The sequence below is a fragment of the Citrobacter sp. RHBSTW-01044 genome, from assembly GCF_013781945.1.
GTDB classification, from domain to species: Bacteria; Pseudomonadota; Gammaproteobacteria; order Enterobacterales; family Enterobacteriaceae; genus Citrobacter; species Citrobacter braakii.
Genome location: NZ_CP056180.1, coordinates 2,175,534 through 2,191,724, shown reverse-complemented (window position 1 = coordinate 2,191,724; position 16,191 = coordinate 2,175,534). Strand labels below are relative to the sequence as shown.

The 16,191-nt window shown below is 48.8% G+C and carries 19 protein-coding genes and 1 pseudogene; 8 read left to right on the top strand and 12 right to left on the bottom strand.

All coding sequences use genetic code 11. The features are described 5' to 3' along the window. Positions 1–15 precede the first annotated feature (15 nt). The 3 genes from HV352_RS10605 to ompW form a co-directional block, all read right to left on the bottom strand. Positions 16–1,488, bottom strand: a complete 1,473-nt coding sequence (locus HV352_RS10605) for a GGDEF domain-containing protein (RefSeq protein WP_181635409.1) — start codon at positions 1,486–1,488, stop codon at positions 16–18. Positions 1,489–1,673: 185 nt separating this feature from the next. Beyond that, complete coding sequence (locus tag HV352_RS10600) at positions 1,674–1,949, bottom strand: hypothetical protein (protein ID WP_016153262.1); 276 nt, start codon at positions 1,947–1,949, stop codon at positions 1,674–1,676. Positions 1,950–2,081: 132 nt separating this feature from the next. Continuing rightward, positions 2,082–2,720 carry an outer membrane protein OmpW gene (ompW, locus tag HV352_RS10595; RefSeq protein ID WP_016153263.1) on the bottom strand — a complete coding sequence of 213 codons (639 nt, stop codon included), beginning with the start codon at positions 2,718–2,720 and terminating at the stop codon, positions 2,082–2,084. A gap of 283 nt (positions 2,721–3,003) precedes the next feature. Here ompW and HV352_RS23675 point away from each other — a divergent pair. The 4 genes and pseudogenes from HV352_RS23675 to yciA all read left to right on the top strand — a co-directional run. After that, positions 3,004–3,090, top strand: a pseudogene (locus tag HV352_RS23675) (YkgJ family cysteine cluster protein); the annotation flags it as partial. A gap of 28 nt (positions 3,091–3,118) precedes the next feature. After that, complete coding sequence (locus HV352_RS10590; RefSeq protein WP_016153264.1) at positions 3,119–3,862, top strand: YciC family protein; 744 nt, start codon at positions 3,119–3,121, stop codon at positions 3,860–3,862. A gap of 54 nt (positions 3,863–3,916) precedes the next feature. Next, positions 3,917–4,456 (top strand): septation protein A, encoded by a 540-nt coding sequence (locus tag HV352_RS10585; RefSeq protein ID WP_019076883.1) that lies wholly within the window; start codon positions 3,917–3,919, stop codon positions 4,454–4,456. Between the two features lie 165 nt (positions 4,457–4,621). Beyond that, positions 4,622–5,023, top strand: coding sequence for an acyl-CoA thioester hydrolase YciA (yciA, locus tag HV352_RS10580; RefSeq protein WP_016153266.1), 402 nt, complete (start codon positions 4,622–4,624; stop codon positions 5,021–5,023). Positions 5,024–5,098: 75 nt separating this feature from the next. On the opposite strand, the gene tonB is transcribed toward yciA, so the two are convergent. Further along, on the bottom strand, positions 5,099–5,815 hold the full coding sequence (gene tonB / locus HV352_RS10575) for a TonB system transport protein TonB (RefSeq protein ID WP_016156660.1): 717 nt from the start codon (positions 5,813–5,815) through the stop codon (positions 5,099–5,101). A 102-nt stretch (positions 5,816–5,917) separates the two neighbouring features. On the opposite strand from tonB, the gene HV352_RS10570 reads away from it, so the two are divergent. Then, a complete protein-coding gene (locus tag HV352_RS10570; RefSeq protein ID WP_227021735.1) occupies positions 5,918–6,241 on the top strand; it encodes a recombinase family protein in 324 nt (107 codons plus the stop codon). A gap of 351 nt (positions 6,242–6,592) precedes the next feature. Here the strand turns inward: HV352_RS10570 and HV352_RS10565 are convergent, their stop codons facing one another. Together HV352_RS10565 and HV352_RS10560 are read right to left on the bottom strand one after the other, a co-directional pair. Next, a complete protein-coding gene (locus HV352_RS10565; RefSeq protein ID WP_053090393.1) occupies positions 6,593–7,318 on the bottom strand; it encodes a hypothetical protein in 726 nt (241 codons plus the stop codon). A gap of 381 nt (positions 7,319–7,699) precedes the next feature. Further along, positions 7,700–8,590, bottom strand: a complete 891-nt coding sequence (locus tag HV352_RS10560; protein ID WP_141895322.1) for a hypothetical protein — start codon at positions 8,588–8,590, stop codon at positions 7,700–7,702. A 259-nt stretch (positions 8,591–8,849) separates the two neighbouring features. Between HV352_RS10560 and HV352_RS10555 the strand changes: the two genes are divergently transcribed. Next, positions 8,850–9,146, top strand: a complete 297-nt coding sequence (locus HV352_RS10555) for a YciI family protein (RefSeq protein ID WP_003020675.1) — start codon at positions 8,850–8,852, stop codon at positions 9,144–9,146. 51 nt (positions 9,147–9,197) lie between these two features. On the opposite strand, the gene HV352_RS10550 is transcribed toward HV352_RS10555, so the two are convergent. Next, complete coding sequence (locus HV352_RS10550) at positions 9,198–9,371, bottom strand: YciY family protein (RefSeq protein WP_016153268.1); 174 nt, start codon at positions 9,369–9,371, stop codon at positions 9,198–9,200. A 142-nt stretch (positions 9,372–9,513) separates the two neighbouring features. Here HV352_RS10550 and cls point away from each other — a divergent pair, with 142 nt between their 5' ends. Then, positions 9,514–10,974, top strand: a complete 1,461-nt coding sequence (gene cls / locus HV352_RS10545) for a cardiolipin synthase (RefSeq protein ID WP_003020687.1) — start codon at positions 9,514–9,516, stop codon at positions 10,972–10,974. A gap of 34 nt (positions 10,975–11,008) precedes the next feature. After that, a complete protein-coding gene (locus tag HV352_RS10540; protein ID WP_003020691.1) occupies positions 11,009–11,338 on the top strand; it encodes an HI1450 family dsDNA-mimic protein in 330 nt (109 codons plus the stop codon). A 36-nt stretch (positions 11,339–11,374) separates the two neighbouring features. Here HV352_RS10540 and HV352_RS10535 read toward each other — a convergent pair whose 3' ends face one another. Genes HV352_RS10535 through oppB form a run of 5 tightly spaced genes read right to left on the bottom strand, consistent with a single transcriptional unit; the run spans position 11,375 to position 16,127 of the window. Next, the gene (locus HV352_RS10535) at positions 11,375–12,211 is read right to left on the bottom strand and encodes an ion transporter (RefSeq protein ID WP_016156728.1); all 837 of its coding nucleotides are present in this window, start codon (positions 12,209–12,211) and stop codon (positions 11,375–11,377) included. Positions 12,212–12,257: 46 nt separating this feature from the next. Beyond that, complete coding sequence (gene oppF, locus HV352_RS10530; protein ID WP_016156729.1) at positions 12,258–13,262, bottom strand: murein tripeptide/oligopeptide ABC transporter ATP-binding protein OppF; 1,005 nt, start codon at positions 13,260–13,262, stop codon at positions 12,258–12,260. Continuing rightward, entirely contained in the window at positions 13,259–14,272 is a 1,014-nt protein-coding gene (oppD, locus tag HV352_RS10525) for a murein tripeptide/oligopeptide ABC transporter ATP-binding protein OppD (protein WP_003833364.1), read from the bottom strand. The genes oppF and oppD overlap by 4 nt, the downstream gene beginning before the upstream one ends. 11 nt (positions 14,273–14,283) lie before the next feature. Then, entirely contained in the window at positions 14,284–15,192 is a 909-nt protein-coding gene (gene oppC / locus HV352_RS10520; protein WP_003020701.1) for an oligopeptide ABC transporter permease OppC, read from the bottom strand. Between the two features lie 14 nt (positions 15,193–15,206). Beyond that, entirely contained in the window at positions 15,207–16,127 is a 921-nt protein-coding gene (gene oppB, locus HV352_RS10515; protein WP_003020708.1) for an oligopeptide ABC transporter permease OppB, read from the bottom strand. Between the last annotated feature and the right edge of the window lie 64 nt (positions 16,128–16,191).

Genomic DNA, 16,191 nt, shown 5'->3' with positions numbered 1-16,191 from the left:
AGACTTCTGGCGGTTTTACGCTTCTTTCGTGTGCTTCATTTTATACATGGCGCTATCTGCATTCTGAATAGCCACATCCAGTTCACCGTTCACCTCTGCAATCCCCCACGATACTGACAATGGCACGGTATGACCGTCCACTACAAACACATGGCTGGTCACCTGCCCGCTGATACGTTGAGCGATTGCGATGGCATCAGTTGCCTGCGAGCGAAACAGCAGGATCATAAATTCATCCCCGCCGGTACGAATCACAATATCGTGACTGGTGCGGGTGTTTGATAACATCCTGTTGGCGATAATTTGCAACGCACGATCACCTGCCGCGTGACCCCAGGTATCATTGACGGTCTTGAACTTATTGCAGTCCAGTAGCACCACCGAACAGTGGGATAAATCACGGCGCTTGATGATGTCGAGTATTCGGCGATTAAAGCAACCGGTCAGGGTGTCTATATAAACCTTCAGGTCGCTTTCGTTTAGCCATGATTTTAGCGAGAAACTAATCATGATGAAAAAGAACGGCGCCAGCAGGATCACGATCCCGGCATGGGTATCGCGCGTCATAAAACGGCCTAATGAAAGCGAATAGTGCAGCGCATATTTCTCCGAAAAATTGCGCACTAAAAAACGGGATTGACCTGTACATTTACCGGATAAACAAAGACTTTCATTGTTGGTCAAATTTACCAATTCCACATTCAGCTCTGGTGGGAGCTGGTAGTCAAATGCTTGAGCCAACGCTTCCTGCAATTCGGGCTTTGAATGGTCATAAACCAGATAGGCCACGATTTGGTCTGATATCTCTTTGCCAGACAGATCGTAGATATAGCTCACCACGCTGTAAGCTTTTTCACCGGTAATTTTATCGGTATAGAAGTTCGTTGAACTAAGGGCTTTGTTTTTGACGTTTTTTTGCAACAGTCGGGTATAGAAATCGACCGGCGGATAGAAAAAGTTGGTGAGATCCCGCGCCATTTCAGAATTTGAGAAACTGAAGTTGCGCGAATCGGAAGCCATAAACCAGTAAAAATAATCTGAATTTTTGGCGATAATATAACGATGTGCATCGAAGCTGCCCGGATTTAGCTCATTAACCATACCGCGAATAAACTCCGCCGCCGTATACATACACAGCGCGTTGTGGCTGGCTTGCTGGGCAATAATTGTCCCCGTTACCGAATGCAGACGCTTTGGGTCGGCGTTAATTCCCCATTCAATCTCATTGCGGGGAACAAATTGTGAAATATCGCCACATTGCTCACCCGATTTAATATGGTGATAGCGCTCACCAATCGCATCAGCGATCAGCTCATTATCGTTAAAAATGTCCATCATGCGCGCTTGCATGCGGTTAACACCGTCACTGACTGCAGCCATCCGCTGCTCATAAATTATAAACAGAAACAACGACGTAAATATCAACGTAATGAGCCCTGATACCAGCAGTGCCTGCCTGTTTCTGAGCTTGTCCTGCACAATCTTCACGAGTTCACCCTGATAGTTAACATATTGCCAAACCGGTTACCCGTTTCTGTCGTTGCATAACTGCGCTGTATGTTGATTGAGAATGTTAACCGTCCCTAAGCTGATGCCTTAGAATCCCGCCATTGTGTGCGCTAAAGTTACAGACTTATACAATAAAAGCACATTTTTGTTAACATAAATGCAAACTAATCATCACCCTCAATCGGATACCCCGCCCGACGAATGGCCTCACGACAATCGCTCACGCCTGCGGCATAGCCCGCTTCAATCTCACAAACAGGACTGGCGCTGCAATAAGGTAGTTTAACCGGAGTCGCAATGCGTTTCTCCAGCACTTCAATTTTATCCATAAAATTCAATAAGTCACGCGCGGCACTCACGGCGAACTCTGCCGTTTCATCTCCGGTGAATGGTTCCAAAAGTGTGATTTTTTGTTGTAGCAGGTGGCGAGTCAACATCATCGTCAATGCCCTCAAAGCCAGTTTGCTTAAAGAGTAGCATTACATCGACGGGGAGAAAGGCAGGAAGAAATAAACTGGTAATAAAAAAGCTGACCGTGGAGCGATCAGCTTTTCAGTATTTTAATCACGGACTTAGAAGCGATAACCCGCGGAGAACATAAACACCCACGGATCGAGGCGGACGCTGTCATGCTGCTGCGCGCCAGCCAGTTTGTAGCTCGCGGTGGTGTCGATATCCATGTACCAGACTGACATGTTAATCAGCCAGTCGCGGTTAATCAGATAGTCCATACCCACTTGCCCTGCTGCGCCCCAGGAGTCTTTCAGGCTCAGGTCAGATAAACCGGTTTCTTTGCCGTTATTGTTAAAGCCTTCGTCAAAGAAGGTGGTGTAGTTCACACCGACACCAACGTACGGACGCAGTTTGCTGCTGGAATCGCCGAAATACCACTGCGCCATTAAGGTCGGCGGTAAATGGTGAACGGTCGCAATATCACCTGTTGTGGCAGTGCCAATTTTATGGCGGAACGGCGTGGCTGCCAGTAATTCAACACCGATATTGTCGGTTGCCATGTAGGTAAATGTCAGACCCAACTGCGTGTTATTGCTGACATCAAAGCCACCCAGGCTTCCCAGCGTACCACCCGCGCCTTCCGTCGGTCTGACGGTGGCAGAACCTGCACGAATAAAGAATTCTCCGGCCTCATGCGCAAATACGTTACCAGAGAGAAGAGTTGTTAAAGCCACTGCTGCAACTGTTAATTTTTTCATGTCCGCTCCATCGTTATGGTTATAAAAGCGGAACGAATATACCCACATTGGAGTAATAAGTGATCTAACCTGGATCACATTGACTTTGATAATTTAACATTTATTGATCCAGATTAAGTTAGAACTTGCATTCAAAATCCTGGTTAACCTAATTCAGATCAATTTTGATATATTTTCGCCACGCAAGTACCTGGCCTCCGTTGCAGAATAGCGATGGTTATTTGTTCGTGATGCGCAGAGAACAACCAACGTTCTTGCATGACGCTGAAGTCATAGTCAAAAATTACCGGGGCTTTACAAAGATATGCTTTTCCATACACCGCGCGATGCTGCCACTGTAGAGTTATCCAGGGTACAATTGCCCACAAATGAACACCTGCAAAACTCAAGGAGAGTGCATGTCTATCACGGCGAAATCCGTTTACCGTGACACGGGAAACTTTTTCCGTAATCAATTCATTACCATCTTGCTGGTATCGTTGTTGTGCGCGTTTATCACAGTGGTGTTAGGGCATGCCTTTTCTCCCACCGACGCACAAATTGCGCAACTTAGTGAAGGCGATCAGTTAACCAGCAGCGTGGGATTGTTCGATCTGGTGCAAAACATGACCCCGGAGCAACAGCAAATTTTGCTACGCGCTTCCGCGGCGTCGACGTTTTCCGGTCTGATTGGTAATGCCATCCTCGCCGGAGGCATTATCCTGATGATTCAGCTGATTTCAGCCGGTCATCGGGTCAGCGCGTTACGCGCCATCGGTGCCAGCGCGCCGGTTTTGCCGAAGCTGTTTATTCTGATTTTTCTGACTACTCTGCTGGTGCAAATCGGTATTATGCTGGTGGTGGTACCCGGTATTCTGCTGGCTATCCTGCTGGCACTTGCACCGGTGATGTTAGTACAGGACAAAATGGGTGTCTTTGCCGCGATGCGCAACAGTATGCGTCTGGCGTGGTCGAATATGCGCCTGGTTGCACCAGCAGTGATCGGTTGGCTGTTGGCAAAAACGTTGTTGTTGCTTTTTGCGCCAAGTTTTGCGGTACTTACGCCAAATGTAGGCGCGGTATTGGCGAATACGCTGAGCAATATGATCTCCGCCGTGTTGCTGATCTATTTGTTCCGCCTGTACATGCTAATTCGCCAATAAACCCTGAACGCATTCCGGGCTTGTACCCGGTGCTTTTGATGACGGAATCGAAGAATGAAGCAGTTTCTTGATTTTTTACCGCTGGTTGTCTTTTTTGCTTTTTATAAGCTCTATGACATCTACGCGGCGACCTCGGCGCTGATTGTTGCGACGGCTGTGGTTTTGATTTACAGCTGGGTCCGCTATCGCAAGGTCGAGAAGATGGCATTGATCACTTTTGTTCTGGTAGCCGTGTTCGGTGGCCTGACCATTTTCTTCCACAATGATGAATTCATTAAGTGGAAAGTAACGGTGATTTACGGGCTGTTTGCCGGTGCGCTGCTGGTTAGCCAATGGGTAATGAAAAAGCCGCTGATTCAGCGCATGTTAGGTAAAGAGCTGAGCTTGCCACAGCCGGTTTGGATAAAACTTAACTTCGCCTGGGCCGTCTTCTTTATCCTGTGCGGTCTGGCGAATATCTATATCGCGTTTTGGCTACCGCAGAATATTTGGGTCAACTTTAAAGTATTCGGCCTGACCGCCCTGACTTTACTATTTACGTTACTGAGCGGAGTCTATATTTACCGCCACCTTCCGCAGGAAGATAAATCGTAATAAATGCTCGCCAGATCTCCGGATCTGGCGAATTTTTATCCCTTCGCGTTCCTTGTTGCCATCAACCTGGCTTACTTCCGCCCCGCAGGCCGCATCCCCTCTGTTCTCAGCGCGTAAATTCTAGTAGCATCGCGCCTGTAATCTTTCTCTATAGTCGGTTCTACAATGACAACAACGAATAACACTCCCCAGGGCGAACTGGTTTTACGCACTCTGGCTATGCCTGCCGATACCAACGCAAACGGTGATATTTTTGGCGGCTGGCTGATGTCACAAATGGATATAGGTGGCGCTATTCAGGCCAAAGAGATCGCACATGGTCGCGTGGTCACGGTGCGGGTTGAAGGAATGAGCTTTTTGCGCCCGGTTGCCGTGGGCGATGTGGTTTGTTGCTACGCACGCTGCGTGAAACGCGGGACGACCTCGATCAGCATTAATATTGAAGTCTGGGTGAAGAAAGTCGCTTCAGAACCTATCGGCCAGCGCTATAAAGCTACCGAAGCCCTGTTTATCTACGTTGCCGTTGATAAAGACGGTAAACCGCGGCCGATTCCCTCCCTGGCCTGATAGCACGCGCAAGCATCGCCATCCGGCAATCATTCTGCCGGTTTTGGCGGCGTAACGCCAAATCCGGCCTGATGCTTACTCGATCTGTGTTGTGCCGTTCAGGCGGAAAACAATATTCACCACCAGCCCGGAACCTGGCTTACCGGCTTCATAACGCCATCTGCGCATCGCATTTTTCACTTCACGCTCAAACATATTCGCAGGCTGTGCGGACAGAACTTCCACATTTTCAACCCGGCCATCCGAGGTCACGTCAAATTTGACCTTCACACGGCCTTCAATGCGCAACGCCTGTGCACGTGCCGGATATTGAGGCTGATTACGACTTAAGGCTCGCGGACCCGATGGAGCACTCACCGCCGGTTTAGTGGTTGCCGGAGCGGTACTGGTTGTTGGACGCGCAGGCGCCGTATTTTCAAACGGGGACGTCGGACGCGGCTCTGCTGGTTTAACATCACGCTTCGGCTGCTCTTCCACCTTTTTCACCGGTTTTGGCTTCGGTTTAGGCTTGGGCTTCGGTTTCTCAATCACTACCGGCGCTTCTTTTGGCGGTTCGGGGATCGGTTCTGGCTCCGGTTCAGGCTCGACGACGGGTTCCGGCGGCGGCTGAACGGCCTGAGGCGGTTCAAGATCGGCAGGCGCAACCATCGTAACGGAGATCGGCTGCGCTGGCGCAGGCAGTTCAATAACCTGATGTACCGAGGTATACAGCAAACCTGCCACTACAGCACCATGAATGCCGACAGAAAGTAACGTAGGCCAGGGAAAGCGACGAGGTAAATCAAGGGTCATTGAATTTGAGCTATTCGGCATTGTAGCATAAGACATACATTTAATAGGCTTTTAGCTAATTGATAATCATTTGCGTCAGAGTGTACCACCATGCGCTAAGTAATAACATACCTTCGATTCAGCAGTAAGCCACAAGAACGCGGGGATTCTATACGCAGCCAACAGGAACTTTTCGACCGCTGGTTAAAAAGCAATCCAGATGCAACAATTGCAGATAAGTTTATGGATGAAGGGCAATCGGCCTATCACGGAAAACATCTAAAAGGCGATTTTGGTCGAATGCTGCAAATTATTCAGGATGGAAAATACATTGCTGGTAGCACCGTTCTACCTGTCGAATCCGAGGACAGACTCAATCGTCAGAAAGCGCGTGACACGGAAAGTATTGTAGATCTGATTACAGGTAAGGGAATTGACGTTGTGTGACTGGCATCAAACAAGGCCTATTTACAGACCACCAGCAACAGATTACCGCAAGATTGCTGATTGTATTGAAGCAGTCCGCGACAACGGCGATACAGACGAAGAAATCACGGAACGGTGCATTCCATCAGGTGATTCTCTCGAAGATTACGTATAAGGTTACTGGCTCGCGCCCTCAGCCTACCAAAAACGTACCCACCGACTTTGGAGCAAAGGTATTTCCTTTCCTTTTGCCAAATACCTGACAATCTTTTCAAACACGATTAAGTACATGGATCCTATCGCCTAAAAATTACTAAACAATTCGATACTCGCCCTCCGACAGAAAATAAATAATTATTCCTTTGAGCCGAATTAATAAGGAATGTTATTGTTTACGTGTCTCTTACGAGCATCCTCCAACAACGAAGGATGAACTAACGCTTTTATCTTATTAGAAAAATCCAACTGACTCAGTTCATTTGAACTCGATTCATAGATTAGATCCTCAATAGCACATACTTGTTCAAGTATTTTATCGATTTGTTCAGTTAGTGCTTCTCGTTCCACTTTTTGTTTTCTAACGGCAGACTCCAGTGTATCTACTTCATTTTCCAAAAGGGCTTTAGAATCACTAAGCGATTTCGTATCAAGTTTCTCTCTTTCGATTAGCTGCTTCTGCTGCTCCAGTATCAACTCTTGTGTCGCAAGTGCGATTTTATCAGCATTTTCAGCCTCAGCTTTTTTATCTGCGGTAAGTTTCTTGAACTCATACTCTTCAAGTAAATTTGCTTTCTCCGCTGCACGCTGCTTAGCCATCGCCCATTTATGAATAATCGACAACAGCAGGTTGATGTACGGTGCAACAGCAGCCAATACAGCACCAGTTACAACAGGTGCAAAGAGGTAATGTGTATAAAACCATTCGTGTGAAGTGATCTGCTGAATTCGCGTACCTACAGAGGCATTGCTCATAAAAAGCACTGCTAGATTCTGCCAGTTGAAGCCGCACCATGAAAAAATAATGTAGCCCCATAGCGGGTTTGTAAGTCTATCCTGAAGTGCTTCTTTTATAGAATCCCCGATACTACTATCGCTCATTTCTTGTACATTCCTTACGCTTTGTAATAAGTATCATTTTTATACAGCTTCGTATGAAGAGATTTTAATGGATAAATATCTTCATTCAAATCCGAGTTACTAAAAATTAAAAGCTATATGTGACGAGACCTAACTTTTTCAAAGCAAAACGATCAACCAGAACGAAGTCAATAATGTTCCAATCAGTTTGATTGTAAATCCAATAGCGGGGTATTTAGACTTATGCTCCACAGCGTAACCAATAATGCAAATCATTAAAAACCACAGCAAAAAGCTGGTAAAGAACAGCGGTTCAATTTTAAAAAATCACTCATTTTTCTTGTCACTTGATGTCGTTATTTTCAGAATTTTGTATGGTAAATCAGTACATAAACACAAAAATTAGCCCATCAAATAGGTTGTAATTAGTTTTGCAATAACACCTACAGCGACCGTGCCCCCCACTTTCAAGCCTCCCTGCATAGCTTTGACAGAGATTTTACCGATCCACTCCGAAATTTTGGGGCTAAACCCTGTACGTGTAAGTGGCTGTTCGCTGTTATCGATTGCCTCACGTAATTCAGCAACTTCTTCATCACTTACGCCAATCTTCTTCAACTCATCCCTGAGCGAGTCAAATGACCCAACCGACATTGTGTTTTCTTGAGTAACATCACCAGTAGACGATCCGAGCACACCATTGTTATTAATTACAGCGCCATTGAAATCATTTTTGAAAACCATGCTGGCTATCTCCTTCTCTTTAAAGGAAAAGTTTATTCCCTCCCCCAAAATTCCTTGTTTTTCCAAATCCAATGACCAGTTGAGTATTTGCCCTCTCACCTTTGCCAAAACACTACTCAAAGATGCAGCACTGAAACGCCACGAAACTTTGAACCTGTCATTACCTCCGGCATAAAGGATTTCCAACAATTCTGGTGGCATACGAAATTCCAGCCTCCCAGACTCAGAAACGTGTTTTTCGATGTTAGAAATTGATTCTTGGACGTATACCGTGGTGAACTCATAAAGTATTTTTGGGGGCAATTTTCCAAAATCTATAGGAATCCATCCACGAAAAGGATTCCATGCCTCTGGAAGACACTTGAAACGTCGATAATCGGGGACATCCATACGACGAGGATAACCATTTAACTCAAACTCAATCCATTCAGCTATGTCTTCAAGAGCAAGTTTAGATGCAACCAGTTTTGCTTTCATAAGAAGACTACTCAGGCTTTTCGTATCGTCAATTGCCTCAGCCTGAAGTTGGTGCACAAGCGATTTTGCCACTTCACTGCCCCTCATAACTATTTACTTCACCCATAATACTACGGATTATCTTATTGTTATCATAGATTTTTTATCATACTTGAAGATCAGAAACACTAACCGAATAGACTCCATACGATAGTCATTGAAGTCATAATCGTTTCAGTAAAAAAACCATTTTCAAAGTATGGCCTTAACATATTAGTTATCTTTCCGTTGCAGTTACCAGGCCTTTCCAATAACGTAAATATGACCTTTTACCGTTCAAGGAGCTCTACCCGTGCTGTACGTTATTTACGCTCAAGATATCGCAGACTCTCTCGAAAAACGTCTTTCCGTACGCCCTGCTCATCTGGCTCGTCTGCAACTCCTTCATGACGAAGGCCGTTTGCTCACGGCGGGTCCCATGCCAGCGGTTGACAGTAACGATCCGGGCGCCGCAGGCTTTACCGGCTCAACGGTGATCGCAGAATTTGAATCTTTAGAAGCCGCGCAGGCGTGGGCGGAAGCCGATCCCTACGTGGCGGCAGGTGTTTATGCGCAGGTTTCAGTAAAACCGTACAAAAAAGTATTTTAAAAACAAAACGAAAAGCAGACATTGGGCACCGACAGCGGTGCCCTTTTGAGATCAGATGTTGTGGATCGCAAACAGCAACGAGTTACGTTGATGGTTAAGAATACACTTTCTGATGGTATGGATACGCATATTACGGCGCGATTGTCCTTCAAGCCAACGTGCTTTACGGCGGCTAGCCTGACGTAGCATCCGCCAGCGTCCCACTTCCGTTCTACTACGCTTCATGTTTACTACTCTTTCAGTCACTGAGCGGCCATTATAACGCCACACCGAATGCAGACCAGTGGTTTTCCCGTGTTTTTATTTGCCAGATTAATCCTGATGCGTAAACTCTTAACAATACGCTTTCAAAAGGATTTTTAAATTTATGACAACCTTCTACACCGTGGTGAGTTGGCTGGTCATTCTGGGTTACTGGGTACTCATTGCTGGCGTAACATTACGCATTCTAATGAAACGACGCGCAGTGCCCTCCGCAATGGCCTGGCTTTTGATCATCTATATTCTGCCATTGGTAGGGATCATTGCTTATCTTTCCTTCGGTGAGCTCCACCTGGGTAAACGTCGCGCCGAACGCGCCCGGGCAATGTGGCCGTCAACGGCCAAGTGGCTGAACGATCTTAAAGCCTGTAAGCATATTTTTGCGCAGGAAAACAGCAGCGTCGCGTCATCCTTATTTAAGCTGTGCGAGCGTCGTCAGGGAATCGCTGGCGTTAAAGGGAATCAACTGCAGTTGCTCACCAGTTCAGATGACGTGATGCAGGCATTGATCCGTGATATTCAACTGGCGCGTCACAACATCGAGATGGTGTTCTACATCTGGCAACCAGGCGGTATGGCCGATCAGGTCGCCGAGTCATTAATGGCTGCCGCAAGGCGTGGAATTCACTGTCGCTTAATGCTGGATTCCGCGGGTAGCGTGGCGTTCTTCCGCAGCCCATGGGCGGCGATGATGCGTAACGCGGGTATCGAGGTTGTTGAAGCGCTGAAAGTAAACCTGATGCGTGTATTTTTACGCCGTATGGACCTGCGTCAGCACCGCAAAATGATCATGATCGATAACTATATTGCTTATACCGGCAGCATGAACATGGTCGATCCCCGTTTCTTCAAACAAGATGCAGGCGTCGGGCAATGGGTGGATTTGATGGCGAGAATGGAAGGCCCGGTAGCCACCGCTATGGGCATCGTCTATTCCTGCGACTGGGAAATTGAGACCGGCAAGCGCATTCTGCCCCCGCCGCCAGACGTCAATATCATGCCGTTTGAACAGGCCAGCGGCCACACCATTCACACAATCGCTTCGGGACCTGGTTTCCCTGAAGATTTGATTCATCAGGCGCTGTTAACCGCAGCTTATTCGGCGCGTGAATATTTAATTATGACCACGCCCTACTTCGTTCCCAGCGACGATCTGCTGCACGCGATCTGTACAGCGGCGCAGCGCGGGGTCGACGTCAGTATTATTCTTCCACGCAAGAATGATTCCCTGCTGGTTGGCTGGGCAAGCCGGGCCTTTTTCACTGAGTTGCTGGCGGCTGGCGTTAAAATCTATCAGTTCGAAGGTGGCTTACTGCACACCAAGAGCGTACTGGTCGATGGCGAGCTGAGCCTGGTCGGTACCGTTAACCTGGATATGCGCAGTCTGTGGCTCAATTTTGAAATCACGCTGGTCATTGATGATGCCGGATTCGGTGGCGATCTCGCGGCAGTACAGGATGATTATATTTCGCGTTCCCGTCTGCTTGATGCCCGTTTGTGGGTAAAACGACCACTCTGGCAGCGGATCGCTGAGCGACTGTTTTACTTCTTTAGTCCGTTGCTGTAAAACGTGCCCATCAGACAGTAAACAGGTAGTCATTATGGATATGGATTTGAACAATCGCCTGACTGAAGACGAAACGCTTGAGCAGGCTTACGATATTTTTCTCGAACTGGCTGCGGACAACCTGGATCCAGCCGACATCATTCTGTTCAATTTACAGTTTGAAGAGCGCGGTGGTGCCGAGTTATTCGACCCGGCAGAAGACTGGCAGGAGCATGTTGATTTTGACCTGAACCCTGACTTCTTTGCCGAAGTGGTGATTGGTCTGGCAGATACAGAAGACGGCGAGATTAACGATATTTTTGCGCGCGTTTTATTATGTCGCGAAAAAGATCACAAACTCTGCCATATTCTCTGGCGCGAGTAACAAACAAAAAAGCTGCTCTCGCAGCTTTTTTCATTTTTATCCCGGCAGTTTACTTCCGCAGCGGTTACAAAACTGCGCACTATGTTCATGCTGCGCCTGCTGACACTGTGGACATCTACGCTGATATCCGCGCTGTTGGAACGCACTGCTCATGTGTGTGGTTATCAATCCGGTCGGTATCGCAATCACAGAGTATCCAATCAGGATAAGCACTGACGCCACCATGCGTCCCAACGGCGTGTGCGGTGTAATGTCACCGTAGCCGACGGTGGTGACCGTAACAATAGCCCAATACACAGACGCATTCAGCGTAGTAAAGCCATATTTGGGCCCTTCTATCAGATACATCATCGCGCCGAAAACAACCATCAGAATGGCAATAAAGGAATAGAACAACATCAGTTGATGACGGGCGCTTTTTAACGCATTCCAGAACACTCGCAGAGAAGGCATAAAACGCAGCAGCTTGAGAATACGCAAGACGCGCAGGACACGCATCGCTCGCCAGGCGAAGACATAGCTCAAACTGATTTCAGGCCATAGCCACATCACGTACAGCGGTAGAATGGTGGCCAGATCGATAATCCCCCAGAAGCTAAACACATATTTAGCGGGATTGGCCCAGCTGCATAAGCGAAGAAAATATTCGAGGGTAAAGACCAGAGTAATAAAGACCTCCAGCCAGACAAAAATGCGCCATTCCTCGAAGGTTAAATGGTATTGCGTCCCGACGCCGGACTCAATGAAGATAACAATAACGCTGAGCAAGGCGAACAGCGCACACATACCTTCAAAGCGACGCCCTGAACGGGTGTTTAAATCGAATAATTTGCGATAGAGCGCGCGGCGGACAGAAGAGACTAAACCTGACACATATACCTCACCAAAAAGAAGGGCTGACCTTTGTCAGCCCTCTGGATTATAGCGGGTCTACTTTCAGGCAGGAAACTGCGTGACGGAAACTTCCTTCGAGAACCGGGCGGGTTTTTGCGCATTCCGGTCCGGCAATCGGGCAGCGCGTACGGAACACGCAGCCGGAAGGAGGATTAATCGGCGACGGTAATTCGCCTTCCAGCAACTGGATAACCTTGTTCCTTTCCTGATCCGGGTCGGGAATCGGCACTGCAGACATCAACGCCTTGGTATAAGGGTGCAGCGGATTATGGTACACCTCATCATAAGTCCCTAATTCCACCGCGTGTCCGAGATACATGACCAGCACGCGATCGGAGATATGTTTCACCACCGCCAGGTCGTGAGCAATGAAGATTAACGATAATCCCATTTCACGCTGGAGCTGTTGTAACAGGTTCACCACCTGGGCCTGAATGGATACGTCCAGCGCCGAAACCGGTTCATCGCAAATAATCAGCTTCGGCTCGAGGATCAGCGCCCGGGCAATACCAATACGCTGACACTGACCGCCGGAAAACTCATGCGGGTAGCGGTTAATCAGATTTGGCAGCAACCCCACCTTCATCATCATCGCCTTCACACGGTCGCGGACTTCCTGACCAGACAGGTTCGGATGATAAGTCCGCAGCGGTTCGGCAATGATTTCACCGATGGTCATGCGCGGATTCAATGATGCCAGCGGATCCTGGAAAATCATCTGAATATCGCTACGCACTTCCCGCCACTCATCGGGTTTCATGCCCAGCAAATCTTTACCCAGCCAGGCGACTTTTCCATCAGTGGCTTTCACCAGGCCAATAATCGCACGGGCAAAAGTCGATTTTCCACAGCCTGATTCGCCGACCACGCCCAGGGTTTCACCTTCATACAGTCGCAGAGTCACGCCATCAACCGCTTTCAGGGTTTTAGACGGCTGCCAGAACCACTGCTTGCCGTCTTTAATGTCGAAATGGACTTTAAGATCGGCAATTTCAAGGAGCACTTTTCGTTGTTCGGTGACCGCATTCATACCAGTTCCTCCACCGGTTTAAAGCAGGCGCGCAGGCGGCCCGGACTAAACTCTTCCAGTGGCGGAGCACTGCTACAGATTTCCATCGCATGCGGGCAACGCGGCTGGAATGGACAGCCTTTTGGTAGACGCAACAGGTTCGGCGGGTTGCCCGGGATAGTCAGCATCTCTTCCCCTTCGGCATCCAGACGAGGTACGGCATTCAGCAAACCAATCGAATACGGATGAACGGGCTTATAAAAGACATCCCGCGCACTGCCATATTCCATGGTACGTCCGGCGTACATCACCAAAACTTTATCGCAAATACCGGCCACTACTCCCAGATCGTGGGTGATCATGATAATCGCAGTGTTGAATTCGCTTTTCAGTTCATTCAGCAGGGTCATGATTTGCGCCTGTACCGTAACATCGAGCGCAGTAGTCGGCTCATCGGCTATCAGTAATTTAGGCCTGCACAACAGTGCCATGGCGATCATTACACGCTGACGCATCCCGCCGGAGAATTCATGCGGATACATTTTCATACGCTTACGCGCTTCCGGCATTTTCACCGCATCCAGCATTCTTACAGATTCTTCAAAGGCTTCCGCTTTGCTCATGCCTTTATGCAGCATGAGAACTTCCATCAACTGCTCGCCGACTCGCATGTACGGATTGAGAGAGGTCATCGGGTCCTGGAAAATCATCGAGATTTGCTCGGCGCGCAGTTTGTTCAACTCTCGTTCCGGTAAATTCAGAATTTCACGTCCGTTGAAGGTTGCGGAACCTCCGATACGGCCATTTGCCGCCAGCAGGCCCATCAGGGCAAAGGCCGTTTGCGATTTCCCTGAACCGGATTCCCCAACAATTCCCAGCGTTTCTCCAGCTCGCAGAGAAAAGTTTAAATCGTTTACCGCGGTCACATCGCCGTCGGGGGTGGCAAACGTCACGCGCAGATCTTTAACGTTCAGCAGTGCGTTAGCCTGTTGTTGCGCGAGCGGCGCGGTTGAGGTTTCAATTACGCTCATGGCTGCACTCCTTAACGGTCTTTCGGGTCGAGGGCATCACGCAGGCCATCGCCAATAAAGTTAAAACAGAACAAAGTGACCACCAGGAATCCTGCCGGGAACAGCAGCAGCCATGGTGAGACTTCCATCGAGTTGGCACCATCACTCAGCAACGCCCCCCAGCTACTTAACGGCTCCTGCGTCCCTAATCCCAAAAAGCTCAGGAAGGATTCAAACAGGATCATGCTGGGCACCAGCAACGAAGCGTACACCACCACCACGCCCAGCACGTTCGGCACAATATGACGGATAACGATGCGCACGGTAGATACCCCACCCACTTGCGCTGCTTCAATAAACTCTTTGCGCTTGAGACTCAGCGTTTGTCCACGCACGATACGCGCCATATCCAGCCAGGATACCATCCCGATAGCGACAAAAATCAGCAGGATATTTTGCCCAAAGAAAGTGACCAGCAGAATCACGAAGAACATGAACGGGAAGGAGTTGAGGATTTCCAGCAGACGCATCATCACGGAGTCGATTTTACCGCCGAGGTAGCCCGACAGAGAACCGTATAGCGTGCCAACAACTACCGCGACCAACGCCGCGGCAATGCCGACCATCAGCGAGATGCGACCGCCAATCGCCACACGAACCAGCAGGTCTCGACCTGACGAGTCGGTGCCGAAATAGTGTCCAGATTCTGTATCCGGCGCGCTGGACATCATACCCCAGTCGGTATCGAAGTAGGTAAACTGCGACAGCATCGGCGCCAGCGTCACAAACAGCGCAATAATCACCAGCACGACCAGGCTTGCTACCGCCGCGCGGTTATGCATAAAGCGTCGACGCGCGTCCTGCCACAGACTGCGGCCCTCGACCTCCAGCTTTTCACTGAAATTTTCCAGCGCTTCGCTGTTTTTCTTACTTAACATCATAGCGAGCTCCAGTATCAGTAACGAATTTTCGGGTCGATAACGGCATACAGCACGTCAACAATCGCGTTAAACACGATGGTCAGCGTCCCTACCAGTATGGTGAGGCTCAGGACCAGCGAATAGTCGCGGTTTAACGCGCCATTGACGAACAGCTGGCCAATGCCCGGCAAACCATAGATGGTTTCAATAACCATCGAACCGGTGATAATGCCGACAAATGCTGGTCCCATATAGGACAGCACGGGCAACAGCGCAGGTTTTAACGCATGGCGGAAAATAATCCGCCGCATCGGCAACCCTTTAGCGCGCGCGGTACGAATAAAGTTAGAGTGCAGCACTTCAATCATCGAACCGCGGGTAATACGGGCGATACTGGCGATATAAGCCAGTGACAAGGCCACCATCGGCAGGATCATAAATTTCAACGCCCCGCCGTTCCAGCCGCCTCCGGGCAGCCATTTCAAGGTTATGGCAAATATCATGACCAATAAGGGAGCGACCACGAAACTGGGGATAACCACCCCGGTCATTGCCACCCCCATCACCGTGTAGTCCCAACGCGTATTTTGTTTCAGCGCGGCTATCACCCCTGCACTAACACCAACGAGGACCGCCAGAATAAAGGCCGCAGCTCCCAGCTTCGCAGAAACCGGAAAGCTCGATGCCACAAGGTCGTTTACCGTATAGTCTTTATATTTAAAAGATGGCCCAAAATCGCCATGCGCCAGCTGCTTGAGGTAGCTGAAGTACTGCGTCGAGATAGGATCGTTAAGATGATATTTCGCTTCGATATTAGCCAGTACCTCTGGCGGTAACGCGCGTTCCCCGGTGAATGGACTTCCCGGCGCAAGGCGCATCATAAAGAATGAAATCGTAATAAGTATAAACAGCGTCGGAATCGCTTCCAGACAGCGACGTAATATAAATTTTAACATTGCCCGTACCTTCTGGCGTGTGCCTTTACACCTCTTCTACCCCGACGTTCAGGTAAAGCGGTGT

What these genes read in the sequence shown, in the direction of transcription:
- HV352_RS10600 (WP_016153262.1), bottom strand. Translation starts at nt 1,949, where the DNA reads ATGATGTTGACTCGCCACCTGCTACAACAAAAAATCACACTTTTGGAA.
- ompW (WP_016153263.1), bottom strand. Translation starts at nt 2,720, where the DNA reads ATGAAAAAATTAACAGTTGCAGCAGTGGCTTTAACAACTCTTCTCTCT.
- HV352_RS10590 (WP_016153264.1), top strand. Translation starts at nt 3,119, where the DNA reads ATGTCTATCACGGCGAAATCCGTTTACCGTGACACGGGAAACTTTTTC.
- HV352_RS10585 (WP_019076883.1), top strand. Translation starts at nt 3,917, where the DNA reads ATGAAGCAGTTTCTTGATTTTTTACCGCTGGTTGTCTTTTTTGCTTTT.
- yciA (WP_016153266.1), top strand. Translation starts at nt 4,622, where the DNA reads ATGACAACAACGAATAACACTCCCCAGGGCGAACTGGTTTTACGCACT.
- tonB (WP_016156660.1), bottom strand. Translation starts at nt 5,815, where the DNA reads ATGACCCTTGATTTACCTCGTCGCTTTCCCTGGCCTACGTTACTTTCT.
- HV352_RS10565 (WP_053090393.1), bottom strand. Translation starts at nt 7,318, where the DNA reads ATGAGCGATAGTAGTATCGGGGATTCTATAAAAGAAGCACTTCAGGAT.
- HV352_RS10550 (WP_016153268.1), bottom strand. Translation starts at nt 9,371, where the DNA reads ATGAAGCGTAGTAGAACGGAAGTGGGACGCTGGCGGATGCTACGTCAG.
- cls (WP_003020687.1), top strand. Translation starts at nt 9,514, where the DNA reads ATGACAACCTTCTACACCGTGGTGAGTTGGCTGGTCATTCTGGGTTAC.
- HV352_RS10540 (WP_003020691.1), top strand. Translation starts at nt 11,009, where the DNA reads ATGGATATGGATTTGAACAATCGCCTGACTGAAGACGAAACGCTTGAG.
- oppF (WP_016156729.1), bottom strand. Translation starts at nt 13,262, where the DNA reads ATGAATGCGGTCACCGAACAACGAAAAGTGCTCCTTGAAATTGCCGAT.
- oppD (WP_003833364.1), bottom strand. Translation starts at nt 14,272, where the DNA reads ATGAGCGTAATTGAAACCTCAACCGCGCCGCTCGCGCAACAACAGGCT.
- oppC (WP_003020701.1), bottom strand. Translation starts at nt 15,192, where the DNA reads ATGATGTTAAGTAAGAAAAACAGCGAAGCGCTGGAAAATTTCAGTGAA.
- oppB (WP_003020708.1), bottom strand. Translation starts at nt 16,127, where the DNA reads ATGTTAAAATTTATATTACGTCGCTGTCTGGAAGCGATTCCGACGCTG.